The organism is Bacillus sp. 2205SS5-2, from assembly GCF_037024155.1.
In the GTDB taxonomy this organism is placed as follows: Bacteria; Bacillota; Bacilli; order Bacillales; family Bacillaceae_K; genus Bacillus_CI.
On sequence record NZ_JAYKTS010000054.1, the window covers coordinates 1 to 15534 of the forward strand.

Consider the following 15534-nt stretch of genomic DNA (forward strand, 5'->3'; position numbering starts at 1 on the left):
TAGGGACTCGGGCATTTGTCAGCCCACTGCGTGAATCGGGATTCACTACGTGTACTGCCAGATGCCTGCCGTCCCTGGGCAGCCACTTCCGCTTTTCGTGATCCAGCTGCAGTGGCTAGGGACTCGGGCATTTGTCAGCCCACTACGTGAAGCAGGCTTCACTGCGTGTACTGCCAGATGCCTGCCGTCCCTGGGCGAGCCACTTCCGCTTTTCGTGATCCAGCTGCAGTGGCTAGGGACTCGGGCATTTGTCAGCCCACTACGTGAAGCAGGCTTCACTGCGTGTACTGCCAGATGCCTGCCGTCCCTGGGCAGCCACTTCCGCTTTTCGTGAATAATAAACTGATATGAACAGCAATGAACTTGGCGAAAGCAGCCTGTGTGATTGATACTAGAAGCATTAGCCAGGCGTAATGAAGTGAAGTTGGTAATATGACGGTGAGAATGGTCTGAAAGTGGATGTTCTTTGAACAAATCGCCCCATTATGCAAGGATTAATTCATTTTTTGCTCAGTTTAAGCGTGTTATTAACGACTTTTTTTGGTAAAATAATACGAAGTGTGAATAGGTAGGTTCTGGGTAGCAACGGGATTCCCCGTTTTTAGGAAATCTTTCGCTCGTTGGAACAGTTAAGAGGTTTTGTCGTTCAAAGAATTCGTCATAACTACATATTAAAGGAGAGGGTATACATGGCTAAAGTATATGTTTTTGATCATCCACTCATTCAGCATAAGCTAACACATATTCGTGACATTGAAACAGGAACTAAGGAATTTCGTGAGCTCGTTGATGAAGTGGCGACACTAATGGCGTTCGAAATTACGCGCGATCTACCATTGCAGGAGATTGACGTGCAAACGCCGGTCGCAACGGCTCAAGCTAAAGTCCTTTCCGGAAAAAAATTAGGAATTGTGCCTATCCTCCGTGCTGGAATCGGCATGGTCGACGGTATTTTAAAATTAATTCCGGCGGCAAAAGTAGGACATGTTGGCTTGTACCGTGATCCAGAAACGCTACAACCGGTCGAATATTATGTTAAGCTTCCGACAGACGTAGAAGAGCGTGATTTCATCGTCGTCGATCCGATGTTGGCAACGGGAGGGTCTGCGATTGAAGCTATCAACTCTCTCAAAAAACGCGGCGCAAAAAATATTAAATTTATGTGTTTAATCGCGGCTCCTGAAGGTGTAGAACTTCTTAAGGAAGCACACCCGGATGTCGACATCTTCATTGCGGCATTGGATGAAAAATTAAACGAAAAAGGTTATATCGTTCCTGGACTAGGGGACGCTGGTGACCGTTTGTTTGGTACAAAATAAATACGATAATAAAAAGACGCACTCAATGCGTCTTTTTATTATGATCTTTTCGTATACATTGTGGCTATTTCACCTGATTTTTGATTAAAGCTCCCATTTCACGTTGATTTCCATCAAATATATACGAAATGATGCCCGAAACAAAGCTATATCACAGTTTATAGGCTGGTTCGAAAAGTAACAAAATTTGCGAAAACAGCCTTTTATTAGGATCTTTTCGTACACATTGTGGCTATTTCATCTGGTTTTTGATTAAACCGCCCATTTCACATATTTCTTCTAGTTAAAACTAGAAATCTTCCTGATCAACATGCATACACTCACCCACTTTACACACCCTATGGAGAAAAAGGTGGAGGAATTCATGAAAAAAATCGCTTGCTTTCTATTATTTGTTGCACTGATGAGCCTGACAACCGCCGGAACAGCGCTCACTTTCTCCATTCCGACGGTTGAAGAAGATCCCAATGAAACCATTACAGCCGTTATTGAAACAAAGGGGAAGCCCAATGTTGAGCGAATCAATCGACAGGTCGGCTATTTTTCTACTTTAACCTTGGGCTTTGTGTACAAAGAAGTCTTCAATGGCTATTCACTAACAGGCAAAAGAAAAGAACTAACGGCATTTTTAAATGGAAAGGAAAATGTGCAACGAGTGACCGATGTGCAGTCCTATTCAGTTGCGAATGAAAAGAGCATCGAATTTATCGGTACGGATTTCGCAAGAGGGTATTTGGATCAAGAAGGAAACCGTTTAACGGGGAAAGGCATTAAAGTCGGAATTATCGATACAGGCATTGACTATACGCACCCTGACCTTAGTCGAAATTATCGCGGCGGACATGATTTAGTCGATGGTGATGAATTGCCGATGGAAACCCAGAGTCACGAAGGTTTGCCCACTCTGCACGGAACCCATGTAGCAGGTGTTATTGGGGCGAATGGAAAAATGCGCGGAGTAGCGCCAGATGTAGAATTGTACGCCTACCGGGCGCTCGGGCCAGGAGGAACCGGAACAACGGATCAAGTGCTCGCGGCCATTGATCAAGCGGTTCAAGACAAGATGGATATTATCAACCTCTCGCTCGGCAATAACGTCAATGGACCCGATCTTCCGATTAGTTTAGCGCTGGATCGTGCGGTGGAAAAAGGAGTCGTAGCCATCACATCTAGTGGAAATTCAGGGCCGGAAAACTGGACGGTTGGAACACCTGGTACAAGCGAGAAGTCAATCTCAGTGGGTGCCTCAACACCACCGATGAAGATTCCCTATGCAAAGGTTGATGCGAAAAAAATGCGTTTATTCCCCCTTGCTGGTGGGAAGGGGTGGGACTTAGCGCGAACTTTTCAGCTAGCTGATGGAAGGGACGGGATGCCTGAGCAGTTGAAGCATGTCCAAGGGAAAATTGCTTTAATTCAGCGTGGTGGTCTTACATTTTGGGAAAAGGTGAATAATGCAGAAAAAGCAGGAGCAGTAGCTACCATCATATACAACAATACCCCCGGACCATTTATGGGAACAGTAGAGGATACCTTGAAAATTCCTGCTGCAAGTATTACAAAAGCTGAAGGAGATTGGCTTAAGCAAGAGCTCAAAAAACCAAATGTGGTTGTTTCCACTGAATACAAACAAGAAAAAGACCTCTTAGCGCCTTTCTCCTCCCGAGGACCTGTCACGTTTAATTGGCTAATCAAGCCGGATATTTCGGCTCCTGGAGTGGAAATTGAAAGCACGGTTCCAAAAGGATATATGAGTTTGCAAGGAACGAGTATGGCGTCGCCTCACGTGGCTGGGGTTGCCGCCCTTCTATTACAAGCTCATCCGACATGGACACCAGATGAAGTGAAAAGTGCGTTAATGCTAACCGCAAAGCCTTTAGTTGATGAATTGGGGGACATCTATGAACCAACGGAACAAGGGGCTGGGAGAGTATCCGTTCAAGCAGCGATGAATGTTCAGACGCTGGTGACCCCGAGTTCACTTTCGTTTGGGAAGCTAACAACGGATCGCTTTGGCTTTAAAGAAGTTAAAATCCGTGTGAAAAATGTGAGTAATCAAAAAAAGGACTATCGCTTTGACGTCAATCCAGAGCAGAATCACGATTGGTTGCGCTGGGAGATGCCGATGAGTTTTTCACTATCACCTCAAAGTGAAAAAGAAGTTACTGTGCGAGTAGTCAAGACGGACATCCCCTCGACAGATGAAGCGTTAATTTCTGGAAGAATAAAACTTATAGAAGATAGTCATTCATATGAGCTTCCTTATTTATTCGTCATTAAAGAACCAGATTATCCACGCATAATGGGTTTTACTGCCGTACCAGGTGATGATCCGGATACGTTGCGATATGAGGTATATTTACCAGGAGGAGCAGAAGAATTCGGAATCGCTCTTTATGATGCCGATACACTAAACTTCCTTGGTTTTATCGAGCGAAAAAAGAAACTACAACATGGAATGCTCGAACAACAAATAAAGTTACCCCCTTCATTAAAAGGAAAAATGTTTTATACTGTCGCATATGTCCGGTATAAGCAACAAGAAGATCACGAACAGCGATTAATAAATTGGTATTAAACAAGAGAGACTCCAAGGATATTCGACACATTTCCTCGGGTCTCTTCTGGTTTTGAACATTTTGTGAACAATTAAAAGCTTCATTTTTAGAAGTAGACTTTTTGCCGACAATCAATTGACAACGAGTATACCCTATTGTATGCTTACAAAGGATATAAAATGACATAGTTTTCAGCGGTAGAACACGAATGGAAACGCTTTTCTCTATATTCATAGTGTAAACCATTTTATTCCTATAAAAGGGATGGTGAGGCGGGGAAATGCGTCAACCTAATCGACGTCCTTTGCAAGCAATGGCGTTATATTCGGCCATCCTGTCGGAATTAGTCGGAGGAATTTTAATGGGCATCTTCGCCGGAAGATGGACAGATCGTCAATTCGACACAGAACCACTTTTTTTAATCATCGGACTTCTCCTCGGTTTAGCAACTGGAACATATGCTATGACCCGAACAGTCCAACACTTCTACTCGGGAGATTCGTGAATTATGCCGGAATTACAACACATGTTTACAAGGCATCGCAAGTACATATTCTACCTGCTCTCCATCTCAGTCCTCGGTTGGGGATTTACCTCCTATCAATCTCTTTTTTTAGGGTTCATTCTCGGTGCATCATTTAGCCTATTAAACCATTGGCTAATGGTGAGAAGGATTGAAAGGTTTGGAAACGCAGTCGTGGAAGGTCGTAAAGTGCGATCGCTTGGTACCTTTTCGCGAATGGGGTCTGCGGTATTAGCGGTAATGATTTCTACTCGTTATCCCGAATATTTCCACCTCCTGAGCGTCATACTTGGATTAATGACAAGTTATCTTGTCGTTATGATAGATTATGCTATTATCTCAGTTTTCAAATCACATAAATAGCAGGGAAGAGAGGTGAATTTCATTGCATCATGAAGCACCGTTGTATCATTTAGATTTTTTCGGCATGACAACATTAACATTCAACTTAGGTAATGTACTAATGATTACCGTTGTATCCCTTATTGTTTTCTTACTCGCCGTACTGTCCACCCGTAATCTTTCTGTGACAAACCCGAATGGGATGCAGAACTTTATGGAATGGGTCATGGATTTTGTGAAAAACATTATCAAAAGCAATATGGACTGGAAAACCGGTGGGCGCTTCCACATCCTTGGCATCACGCTCATCATGTATATTTTTGTTTCCAATATGATTGGCCTTCCGTTTTCAGTCGTTATTGAAGGGGAGCTTTGGTGGAAATCACCAACTGCCGATCCAGTCGTAGCCTTGACTCTCGCAACAATGGTCGTTGGGTTAACGCACTATTATGCGATCAAAATGAAAGGTTTTGGTGAATATAGTAAAGATTTCGTTCGGCCAATGTGGTTCTTATTCCCCTTGAAAATCATTGAGGAATTTGCAAATACATTAACGCTTGGTCTTCGACTTTACGGTAATATTTACGCGGGCGAAATCCTTCTATCCTTACTAGTTGCAGGTTTAGCTGCGAATTTTGGTGGACATTTAGCCGCCATTATCCCAACGCTCGCTTGGCAAGGTTTCTCAATCTTTGTCGGCGGTATCCAATCATTTATCTTTGTTATGTTAACGATGGTTTATATGGCTCATAAAGTTAGTCAGGACCATTAATATAAACTTGTCCGTTTTCGGGCATCTCACTCGCAATAAAACAATTTTTTATACAATTTAAGGAGGAAAACAAGAATGGGTCTTATAGCAGCAGCAATTGCAATCGGTTTAGCAGCACTAGGTGCAGGTATTGGTAATGGTCTTATCGTTTCAAAAACAGTAGAAGGTATTGCACGTCAACCAGAAGCACGTGGAATGCTACAAACGACAATGTTCATCGGGGTAGCATTAGTTGAGGCGATTCCTATCATCGCCGTTGTTATCGCGTTCATGGTACAAGGTCAATAATTCCATTTTTCGTTCGATTATTAATGGCGAAGATCATTCCTAGAGAACCTTCGCCTTTGCTTTATGTCTTCAAATTAAAATTAGCGTAAGAAATAAATGTATAGCAGGTCTCTTGCTACCTAGTTAGCCAAGAGGATTGACTCTTGAAGGGAGTGAAACGAGCGTGTTTACGAACGCATTTGTTCTCGGAGAAGCAGCAACACATACTGAGTTTATCAATACTGGAGATATCATTTTCCAACTAGTGATGTTTATTATCCTGCTTGTCTTACTTCGCATCTTCGCTTGGGGTCCATTAATGGGCATCATGAAGCAACGTGAAGATTATATCGCAGGTGAAATTAAAGCGGCCGAAGCTAGCCGTACGGATGCAGAATTAAAATTAGAAGAGCATCGTACTCTTCTAAAACAAGCACGCCAAGAAGCACAAGGCTTCGTTGAAAGTGCTAAAAAACAAGGTGAGCAGCAACGTGAAGAAATTATCACAGCAGCTCGTACCGAATCAGGTCGTCTGAAAGAAGCAGCCAAAGTTGAAATTCAACAACAGAAAGAGCAAGCTGTTACAGCACTTAAAGAGCAAGTCGCTTCTTTATCTGTTCTAATTGCGTCGAAAGTTATTGAAAAAGAACTAACAGTTGCTGATCAAGAAAAGATTATCAACGACTATCTTAAAGAGGCAGGCGAAGAGCGATGAGCAAAGCCGTTGCCAAACGTTACGCCCTCGCTCTTTTTGAATTAGCGCAAAACAACAACCAAATCGATTCTGTGGAAGAAGAGATGGTGGCAGTGAAGAGTGTGTTCGAACAAAACGAGCCATTTCTTGAACTGTTACAATCACCAAAACTTTCAAGGGATGAAAAGAAAAGGTTGATGAATGAAGCGTTTAATTCAGCTTCACCAATCGTGTTAAACACACTGAAACTACTGATTGATCAAAAGCGTCAAGAACATGTTATCGCAGTAGCAGATCAATATATTCACTTAGCTAATGAAGCCAAAGGTGTAGCTGAAGCAACAGTTTACTCTACGAAACCTTTATCGGAAGTAGAAAAAATCGCTGTATCTGCAACCTTTGCACCAAAAGTTGGCAAGAAAACGTTAAAAATCGAAAATAAGATTGATTCGAATCTAATTGGCGGACTGAAACTGCGCATTGGTAACCGTATTTTCGACGGCAGCATCGCAGGAAAGTTGACTCGTTTAGAGCGTCAATTAATCAGTACACAATCGTAACCATAAGGGGTGAAATTCATGAGCATCAAAGCTGAAGAAATCAGCGCGCTGATAAAAAAGCAAATTGAAAGCTATCAGTCAGAAATTAAGGTAAGCGATGTGGGTACAGTTATCCAAGTTGGTGACGGTATCGCTCGTGCTCATGGCCTCGACAATGTCATGGCTGGAGAGCTTGTTGAATTTTCAAACGGTGTCATGGGAATGGCACTTAACTTAGAAGAAAACAACGTTGGTATCATCATTCTTGGACCTTTCGCAGATATTCGCGAAGGAGACGAAGTTCGTCGTACCGGAAGAATCATGGAAGTTCCAGTAGGGGAAGCTCTTATTGGCCGCGTTGTTAACTCACTAGGACAACCAGTCGATGGTCTAGGCCCAATCAACACAACTAAAACACGTCCAATCGAGAGTCAAGCTCCTGGTGTTATGGATCGTAAATCCGTACATGAGCCGCTTCAAACAGGAATCAAGGCAATTGACGCTTTAGTTCCAATTGGTCGTGGACAGCGTGAGTTAATTATCGGAGACCGTCAAACAGGTAAAACATCTGTTGCGATCGATGCGATTCTTAACCAAGCAGACCAAGATATGGTATGTATCTACGTTGCTATCGGACAAAAAGAGTCAACGGTTCGTAATGCCGTTGAAACGCTTCGTAAACACGGTGCATTAGATTACACAATCGTTGTAACAGCAGCCGCTTCTCAACCAGCTCCAATGCTATTTTTAGCACCTTATGCTGGGGTTACAATGGGTGAAGACTTCATGATCAATGGCAAGCATGTCCTTGTTGTCTATGATGACTTATCTAAACAAGCAGCCGCTTATCGTGAGCTCTCCCTATTACTTCGTCGTCCTCCAGGTCGTGAAGCTTATCCAGGGGATGTATTCTACCTTCACTCTCGTTTACTTGAACGTGCAGCGAAGCTAAGTGACGCAAGAGGTGCTGGTTCAATTACCGCTCTTCCGTTCGTTGAAACACAAGCAGGCGATATCTCTGCTTATATTCCAACAAACGTAATCTCGATCACTGATGGACAAATTTTCTTACAATCTGACCTTTTCTTCTCGGGTGTACGTCCAGCGATTAACGCAGGTTTATCTGTATCCCGTGTTGGTGGATCAGCTCAAATTAAAGCAATGAAAAAAGTTGCGGGTACGCTACGTCTTGACTTAGCCGCTTACCGGGAGCTTGAAGCATTTGCTCAATTTGGATCTGACCTAGATGCTGCGACTCGTGCAAAGCTTGAGCGCGGAGCACGTACAGTAGAAGTATTAAAACAAGACTTAAACAAGCCATTAAAAGTAGAAAAGCAAGTAGCGATTCTATATGCCTTAACGCGTGGCTTCTTAGATGATATTCCAGTAAATGATATTCGTCGTTTCGAAGCAGAAATGCTTAGCTGGTTAGATCACAACCATACAGAAGTGTTAGAAACCATTCGTACAACGAAAGGTCTTCCGGAAGACAGCGTCTTTAATGCAGCGATCACTGAATTCAAAAAGACATTTGCGATCACTGAGTAGTCAAACGGAAAAATACATGGATGATTTCTGTTCATGTAAATTGCGGACGTTATGTCCGTCTCCCCTCGAGGGAGTCTCTAACATTTTAAAAGGGTGGTGAGAACCAGTGGCATCGTTACGCGACATTAAATCTCGTATTACTTCAACGAAAAAAACAAGTCAAATTACGAAAGCCATGCAGATGGTGTCTGCGGCGAAATTGAACCGTGCGGAAGGAAATGCAAAAGCATTCGTTCCTTATATGGATAAAATTCAAGAAGTCGTAGCCTCAATTGCGCTTGGTAGTACAGACATCTCTCATCCGATGCTAGTCTCTCGCCCCGTCAAGAAAACCGGTTATTTGGTCATTACTTCTGACCGTGGACTGGCGGGTGCTTATAACAGTAACGTATTGAGAACGGTGAATAATACGATATCAGAACGTCACAAATCCAGCGATGATTTTGTTATCATCTGCGTCGGACGTGTGGGACGTGATTTCTTTACTAAACGTGGATATAACGTAGTGGAAGCGATTGTTGGTCTTCCCGATCAACCAAACTTTGCAGACATTATAGATATTGCTTCTAAAGCAGTCGGAATGTTCTCTGATGGAGCGTTTGACGAGTTGTATTTATACTACAACCACTTTGTCAGCGTTATTCAACAAGAAGTAACCGAAAAGAAAGTGTTACCACTTTCAGATATCTCTTCTTCTTCAAAGCTCACTTCGTATGAGTTCGAACCGTCTGGTGAAGAAATTTTAGAAGTGTTGCTTCCTCAGTATGCAGAGTCATTGATTTACGGAGCCTTACTTGATGGAAAAGCAAGTGAGCACGCCGCTCGTATGACAGCAATGAAGAGTGCAACCGATAATGCAAAAGACTTAATTGATAGCCTTACACTTTCATATAACCGTGCTCGTCAGGCTGCGATTACCCAAGAAATTACGGAAATCGTTGGTGGAGCAGCCGCGTTAGAATAGAGAATCGGAAGAATTCGTAGCGAGCTAGTCGCGACTAGGTCGTTACATTCTTTTAGTTTGCCGTCAAAAGCTAGTAGGAGGGAAAATGATGAACACAGGACACGTTCTTCAAATCATGGGTCCAGTTGTTGACGTAAAGTTCAAAAACGGTCAACTTCCTGATTTGTACAACGCACTTAAAGTTGTTACAGCCCAAACAGAAGCAGGAGTCAGCATTGATTTAACATTAGAAGTAGCCCTTCATTTAGGTGATGATACCGTTCGTACGATTGCGATGTCCTCAACGGACGGACTTACACGTGGGACTGACGTCTTAGATACTGGAGCACCAATTATGGTACCAGTAGGAGACATCACTCTTGGTCGTGTATTTAACGTACTTGGAGAAAATATTGACCTAGATGAGCCACTTGAAGCTGGTGTACGTCGTGATCCAATTCACCGACTAGCGCCAACCTTCGAAAAACTATCAACGGAAGTTGAAATTCTTGAAACAGGGATTAAAGTAGTCGATCTTCTAGCTCCTTATATTAAAGGTGGTAAAATCGGACTCTTCGGTGGTGCCGGTGTTGGTAAAACCGTTTTAATCCAGGAATTAATCAATAATATTGCCCAAGAACACGGCGGGATCTCGGTATTCGCAGGTGTTGGTGAGCGTACTCGTGAAGGAAATGACCTTTATCACGAGATGACCGATTCTGGTGTTATTAAGAAAACAGCCATGGTCTTCGGACAAATGAATGAGCCACCAGGAGCACGTATGCGTGTTGCTTTAACTGGTCTTACAATGGCTGAATATTTCCGTGATGAGCAAGGTCAAGATGTACTTCTTTTCATCGATAATATCTTCCGTTTCACACAAGCAGGATCTGAGGTATCTGCCCTTCTAGGACGTATGCCATCAGCCGTTGGTTATCAACCAACACTTGCTACTGAAATGGGTCAATTACAAGAGCGTATTACTTCAACTAATGTTGGTTCAGTTACATCTATCCAAGCGATTTACGTTCCTGCCGATGACTATACGGATCCGGCTCCAGCGACAACATTCGCTCACTTAGATGCAACAACCAACCTTGAGCGTAAGTTGACTGAAATGGGAATCTACCCAGCCGTTGATCCATTGGCGTCAACTTCCCGTGCCCTTTCTCCAGAGGTTGTTGGAGAAGAGCATTATTCAATTGCTCGTCAAGTACAGCAAACACTACAACGTTACAAAGAACTTCAAGATATCATCGCCATTCTTGGAATGGATGAACTTTCGGATGAAGATAAGCAAGTCGTTCACCGCGCCCGTCGCGTTCAATTCTTCTTATCACAAAACTTCCACGTGGCTGAGCAATTTACCGGCCAAAAAGGCTCTTACGTACAAGTAAAAGACACTGTGGCAGCATTCAAAGACATCCTTGCAGGTAAATACGACCATATTCCTGAAGATGCCTTCCGTTTAGTGGGCTCAATTGAGGCCGTACTTGAAGCAGCAAAGAAAATGGGCGTAGAAGTTTAATCTAGGGACCAGGAGGGAAAAAAATGAAGACCTTAAAAGTCAGTATTGTCACTCCCGATGGCCCAGTGTATGAATCTGATGTGGAAATGATCAGTACAAAAGCTCAAAGTGGAGAACTTGGTATTTTACCAGGGCATATTCCAATGGTCGCTCCCTTAGAAATCGGTGCTGTCCGTTTAAAAAATGGCGGTAACACTGAGCTTGTTGCTGTATCAGGTGGCTTCCTCGAAGTTCGTGCTGAACAGGTGACAATCCTAGCGCAAGCTGCGGAAAAAGCAGAGGGCATTGACCTCAAACGAGCTGAAGAAGCAAGAGTTCGTGCTGAACAACGCATGCAAGCTCAAAAAGACGACGTCGACTTTCAACGTGCGGAACTTGCACTAAAACGTGCCATGAACCGTATCAATGTTCGATCAAATGATTTTTAATTGAAACTTTTTAGGGCCTCAGCCGTCTAATAAGATGGCTGAGGCTTTTTTTAATGGATGTTTTCACAAGGCTCTCTTTTCATATGACCGTATATATAAAATCGCTTTCAAAATGGAGGGCTCCAACAAATAGTAAAGAAAGGCTGTTTTCACAAAAAATACGGCTTTTCGTATCAGTTAATCATCTGTGATATAGCTTTGTTTCGGGCATCATTTCGTCTGTTTTTTGATTGAGATCAACAGGGAAATAGAGAAATTAGTCAAAAATCAGATGAAATAGCCACAAGATATACGAAATAAGCCAAAAATAAAGAGCAGTGGCTTTAAGTACTTGAATTAATTTTCTGAGCAAAAACAGTGATGAGAAACATTGAATTAGTGTATCCGTTCGGTGACGAGTGCTGAAAAACGGAACGAAGAGTAAGGGAATTGTGTAGGATGTAATTGAAGGCAAGCAATGAAAGAAGGGCTGCCTGAAAATGAACGAATCACTCATATAAACAGGCTGTTTTCGCAAAGATTGTGACTTTTCGAATTAGTCCTCCCATCGTGATAAAGAATGACTTCGTGCATCTTTTCGCACCATTTAAATCCGAAATAAGGTAAAAAAGAGTGTTTCCATCCTTTTTTATATGTTACAGCAAACGGATTCTAACTAAAATCTCCCACAAAAGGGGATATTGGCATATTACAGCGAAATTAAATTTTCATACTAGATTTATTTGGTAGGAATGGTGTGCTAAAATACGAATTGTGGGTAATTTTGACGAAAAAAGGAGGCGGAAAAGTGGAAGCGTATTTCGGACAGCAAGCATTATTAAGTATGAGCATTCATCTAGTCTTTTTTGCGGTTTCCTTTTGGGCCTTGCAGGCGTTGAATTTCGAAAAATTTCTACGGACGAATCGTGTAGCACAAGCACGTTTGCTTTATATTCTCTTATCAATTGTCATTGGAACAACTGTAAGCGAATTTTTCTTGAATTACTTAAGTTGGGCGAGACAACTAAGTCATATCTTTTGATAAGACTTTTTCCGCATTCGTCTATCTTTGTACAGAAGCAATCCCAAACCTGTGGATTCCGTTCTTTGTGAAATGGAATAGGAATAATGACTACCGAAAGAGCGAAAAATAAAATAGAATGAACCCAACTATTTGAAAGGCCGTTTTCGCAAAGTTTATGGCTTTTCGAATCAGTTATCATCTATGAAAGCTTTGTTTCGGGTCTTTTTTCCGTCTATTTTGAACGAATTTCATGGAATATTGAAGTTAAAAGCAAGCGTGTAGACGAAAAGAGCCTTTCAAAAAGGAATTACCATAAATTACATGATTATTTCAAAAAGTATTCCTTTCCCCTCATTACGTTATTATGTATGATTGGATAGTGCTTGTGGGTAAATGTAGAAACTTGACGACTTTTACCAAGAATTCTTCCTTTCCTTCTGGAAATAATGTTATTAAGAGGAGAGGAATGTATCAAAAAAACTTAGAAACAATAAATTGATGTGTTATTTCGCTGAAATGTTTTATTTTAGACATATGTGGGAATATGACAATTACATCGAGTATTACATCGTGAGTTGAAAAAGAAGCTGTAGCCATTCTACTTATTAACGGCCGTATAGTTGAATGGTCTTCCTTTTCAGTGTGAAATATTTTTCTACTATAACAGAATATGATTATTTTGTAGAAAATATACAAGAATTTATTAGAAGTTAAACTTGAAAGCATTTTGTACTAACTGAATAAAGAGTTACGTTGAGAAAATAATGTAAAAGAAGGTTCTTATGGTTCGTTACCTTCATCTATATTTTGAACTCAGAAAAGATATCGATTTCATTAAGAAAGCAACATTGATGATATAACAAATAGTGATAAAATACCTAAATTTTCTTGATGAATGAAGTAAATAGACTCTTGTCATAAGCAGCCACAAAGTGGTATGATTGATAAAGTTTTACAAAAAATACAGATATAAAAACTTATTGTAATAATTGTATTAATCAGCAACTAGAACTTTTTATTTCGTCCTTAATATGACTAATAAATATTACAAGTTGTTCCATTAAAGGGACAGAAGTAGATAAAAGCCGAATGACCACAAAGACTTTGTTGTCATTGGCACATCAATCTTAGCGATTGAATATTAATATAGAGAATATAGACGCGGAGGGGAATACTCTTGGAAAAAATCATTGTCCGCGGCGGAAACAGATTAACAGGAACAGTTAAAGTAGAAGGAGCAAAAAATGCTGTCCTTCCTGTCATCGCTGCTACATTATTAGCAAGTGAAGGAAAGAGCGTAATTAAAGATGTGCCAGCTCTCTCTGATGTGTATACGATAAACGAAGTAATTCGTCATTTAAATACAGATGTAACATTTAACGGTAACGAAGTAGTTGTCAATGCAACACGGGAATTGTTTGTCGAAGCTCCATTTGAATATGTACGCAAGATGCGTGCTTCTGTTCTTGTCATGGGACCACTTCTTGGGAGACTTGGAAGAGCACGAGTTGCTTTACCTGGTGGCTGTGCAATTGGCTCACGTCCGATTGATCAGCATTTAAAAGGTTTTGAAGCCATGGGTGCTAAAGTGAAAGTTGGAAACGGCTTTATTGAAGCTGAAGTAGCTGGTCGCTTGCAGGGAGCTAAAATTTATTTGGACTTCCCGAGTGTTGGCGCAACAGAAAATATTATGATGGCTGCCGTTCTAGCTGAGGGCACAACAACGCTTGAAAACGTAGCGAAAGAGCCTGAAATTGTCGATTTAGCGAATTTCCTCAACAAAATGGGTGCAAAGGTTAAAGGTGCAGGTACAGGAACAATGCGAATTGAAGGTGTGAAGCGACTTCATGGTGCTGAACATCATATTATCCCAGATCGTATTGAAGCAGGAACTTTTATGATTGCAGCTGCGATTACAAAAGGGAATGTGTTGGTTCAAGGAGCGGTCCCCGAGCATATTTCTTCTTTAATTGCGAAAATGGAAGAAATGGGCGTCGAGATTATCGAAGAAGATGAAGGTTTACGTGTCATCGGACCAGAAACATTAAAGGCAGTCGATATTAAAACAATGCCTCATCCAGGATTTCCAACAGATATGCAATCACAAATGATGACACTGCTTTTAAAAGCAGAAGGCACAGGTGTGATCACCGAAACTGTATTTGAAAACCGATTCATGCACGTGGAAGAATTCCGTCGCATGAATGCTGATATTAAAATAGAAGGTCGTTCGGTTATTACAAGTGGATTGTCAAATCTTCAAGGTGCGGAAGTAGGAGCAACGGATTTACGTGCAGCTGCCGCTCTGATCATTGCGGGATTAGTATCTGATGGTTACACTCGCGTAACTGAGCTGAAGCATTTAGACCGCGGATACGTTGATTTCCACAAAAAATTAGAAGCGTTAGGTGCTGAAATTGTTCGTGTAACCGAATTAGAACAAGCAGAACCAGTAGCAGAGACAATGGTTGATTTAGATTTAAACGCGTAAAAATTTCTTTAAGAAAACCTCACCTATTAGGTGAGGTTTTCTTATGTTATTTCGGACTAAATCTGCCCATTTCTTTCGCGTGATTTCCTGCGATTTGTCTGAAAATGAAAATTTTTCGTTCGGAAAACAGCTTTTTTAAGAGGAAATGACTAATGGAATAAATTGAAACTCATATTTGGGAAATATCCAGAAAAAATTGCATATTATGACCAACTCCAGATTAACTCCTGAGAATTTTGGAAATGTTTGGTGTTTGTTGCCGATTAAGTATGCCTTGCAATTCTAAAATCATATAGGCTCTATTCATTTTTGAATGGATAGATGGATGAAAGTAGCGCACTTTTTGACAGAATGAAGTTTGTATTGATACTAAAAATTAACACAAGCCTGTTAAGCTCAAGATAGATGGACTTATTCGAAAGGCACAGTCTTTGCGAAAGGCTCTTTTATACGAAAATGGGTTTTGATGCTGATTTTGACACAAAAAAGCACCCTCCCTAAAATGGAATGACCATTTTTAAAGATTGGCTATGGCACCATTACTTGATTTAAGCTGGTTTTGATTTTTGGATATCTACC

The 15534-nt window shown here is 41.4% G+C and carries 14 protein-coding genes; all 14 read left to right on the plus strand.

Annotated elements, in window-relative coordinates; genetic code table 11:
• Window positions 1–689 precede the first annotated feature (689 nt).
• Complete coding sequence (gene upp, locus U8D43_RS20340) at window positions 690–1319, plus strand: uracil phosphoribosyltransferase (RefSeq protein WP_335872974.1); 630 nt, start codon at window positions 690–692, stop codon at window positions 1317–1319.
• 364 nt (window positions 1320–1683) lie between these two features.
• Window positions 1684–3897: a S8 family serine peptidase gene (locus U8D43_RS20345; RefSeq protein ID WP_335872975.1), complete on the plus strand. Its 2214-nt coding sequence runs from the start codon at window positions 1684–1686 to the stop codon at window positions 3895–3897.
• A 260-nt stretch (window positions 3898–4157) separates the two neighbouring features.
• Window positions 4158–4382 carry an AtpZ/AtpI family protein gene (locus U8D43_RS20350; protein WP_335872976.1) on the plus strand — a complete coding sequence of 75 codons (225 nt, stop codon included), beginning with the start codon at window positions 4158–4160 and terminating at the stop codon, window positions 4380–4382.
• Window positions 4383–4385: 3 nt separating this feature from the next.
• The gene (locus U8D43_RS20355; RefSeq protein WP_335872977.1) at window positions 4386–4763 is read left to right on the plus strand and encodes an ATP synthase subunit I; all 378 of its coding nucleotides are present in this window, start codon (window positions 4386–4388) and stop codon (window positions 4761–4763) included.
• 22 nt (window positions 4764–4785) lie between these two features.
• Window positions 4786–5514 carry a F0F1 ATP synthase subunit A gene (atpB, locus tag U8D43_RS20360; protein ID WP_335872978.1) on the plus strand — a complete coding sequence of 243 codons (729 nt, stop codon included), beginning with the start codon at window positions 4786–4788 and terminating at the stop codon, window positions 5512–5514.
• A 75-nt stretch (window positions 5515–5589) separates the two neighbouring features.
• Window positions 5590–5802 (plus strand): F0F1 ATP synthase subunit C, encoded by a 213-nt coding sequence (gene atpE / locus U8D43_RS20365; RefSeq protein ID WP_059171849.1) that lies wholly within the window; start codon window positions 5590–5592, stop codon window positions 5800–5802.
• 163 nt (window positions 5803–5965) lie between these two features.
• Window positions 5966–6496, plus strand: a complete 531-nt coding sequence (atpF, locus tag U8D43_RS20370) for a F0F1 ATP synthase subunit B (RefSeq protein WP_335872979.1) — start codon at window positions 5966–5968, stop codon at window positions 6494–6496.
• Window positions 6493–7035 carry a F0F1 ATP synthase subunit delta gene (locus tag U8D43_RS20375; protein WP_335872980.1) on the plus strand — a complete coding sequence of 181 codons (543 nt, stop codon included), beginning with the start codon at window positions 6493–6495 and terminating at the stop codon, window positions 7033–7035. The genes atpF and U8D43_RS20375 overlap by 4 nt, the downstream gene beginning before the upstream one ends.
• A gap of 18 nt (window positions 7036–7053) precedes the next feature.
• Complete coding sequence (atpA, locus tag U8D43_RS20380) at window positions 7054–8562, plus strand: F0F1 ATP synthase subunit alpha (protein ID WP_335872981.1); 1509 nt, start codon at window positions 7054–7056, stop codon at window positions 8560–8562.
• A gap of 106 nt (window positions 8563–8668) precedes the next feature.
• On the plus strand, window positions 8669–9526 hold the full coding sequence (locus U8D43_RS20385; RefSeq protein WP_335872982.1) for a F0F1 ATP synthase subunit gamma: 858 nt from the start codon (window positions 8669–8671) through the stop codon (window positions 9524–9526).
• An 88-nt stretch (window positions 9527–9614) separates the two neighbouring features.
• Window positions 9615–11033: a F0F1 ATP synthase subunit beta gene (gene atpD / locus U8D43_RS20390; protein WP_335872983.1), complete on the plus strand. Its 1419-nt coding sequence runs from the start codon at window positions 9615–9617 to the stop codon at window positions 11031–11033.
• Window positions 11034–11056: 23 nt separating this feature from the next.
• The gene (locus U8D43_RS20395; protein ID WP_335872984.1) at window positions 11057–11461 is read left to right on the plus strand and encodes a F0F1 ATP synthase subunit epsilon; all 405 of its coding nucleotides are present in this window, start codon (window positions 11057–11059) and stop codon (window positions 11459–11461) included.
• 787 nt (window positions 11462–12248) lie between these two features.
• Window positions 12249–12482, plus strand: coding sequence for a DUF1146 family protein (locus tag U8D43_RS20400; RefSeq protein ID WP_335872985.1), 234 nt, complete (start codon window positions 12249–12251; stop codon window positions 12480–12482).
• 1159 nt (window positions 12483–13641) lie between these two features.
• Complete coding sequence (murA, locus tag U8D43_RS20405) at window positions 13642–14955, plus strand: UDP-N-acetylglucosamine 1-carboxyvinyltransferase (protein ID WP_335872986.1); 1314 nt, start codon at window positions 13642–13644, stop codon at window positions 14953–14955.
• Window positions 14956–15534: the final 579 nt, after the last annotated feature.

What these genes read in the sequence shown, in the direction of transcription:
- upp (WP_335872974.1), top strand. Translation starts at nt 690, where the DNA reads ATGGCTAAAGTATATGTTTTTGATCATCCACTCATTCAGCATAAGCTA.
- U8D43_RS20345 (WP_335872975.1), top strand. Translation starts at nt 1,684, where the DNA reads ATGAAAAAAATCGCTTGCTTTCTATTATTTGTTGCACTGATGAGCCTG.
- U8D43_RS20350 (WP_335872976.1), top strand. Translation starts at nt 4,158, where the DNA reads ATGCGTCAACCTAATCGACGTCCTTTGCAAGCAATGGCGTTATATTCG.
- U8D43_RS20355 (WP_335872977.1), top strand. Translation starts at nt 4,386, where the DNA reads ATGCCGGAATTACAACACATGTTTACAAGGCATCGCAAGTACATATTC.
- atpE (WP_059171849.1), top strand. Translation starts at nt 5,590, where the DNA reads ATGGGTCTTATAGCAGCAGCAATTGCAATCGGTTTAGCAGCACTAGGT.
- U8D43_RS20375 (WP_335872980.1), top strand. Translation starts at nt 6,493, where the DNA reads ATGAGCAAAGCCGTTGCCAAACGTTACGCCCTCGCTCTTTTTGAATTA.
- atpA (WP_335872981.1), top strand. Translation starts at nt 7,054, where the DNA reads ATGAGCATCAAAGCTGAAGAAATCAGCGCGCTGATAAAAAAGCAAATT.
- atpD (WP_335872983.1), top strand. Translation starts at nt 9,615, where the DNA reads ATGAACACAGGACACGTTCTTCAAATCATGGGTCCAGTTGTTGACGTA.
- U8D43_RS20395 (WP_335872984.1), top strand. Translation starts at nt 11,057, where the DNA reads ATGAAGACCTTAAAAGTCAGTATTGTCACTCCCGATGGCCCAGTGTAT.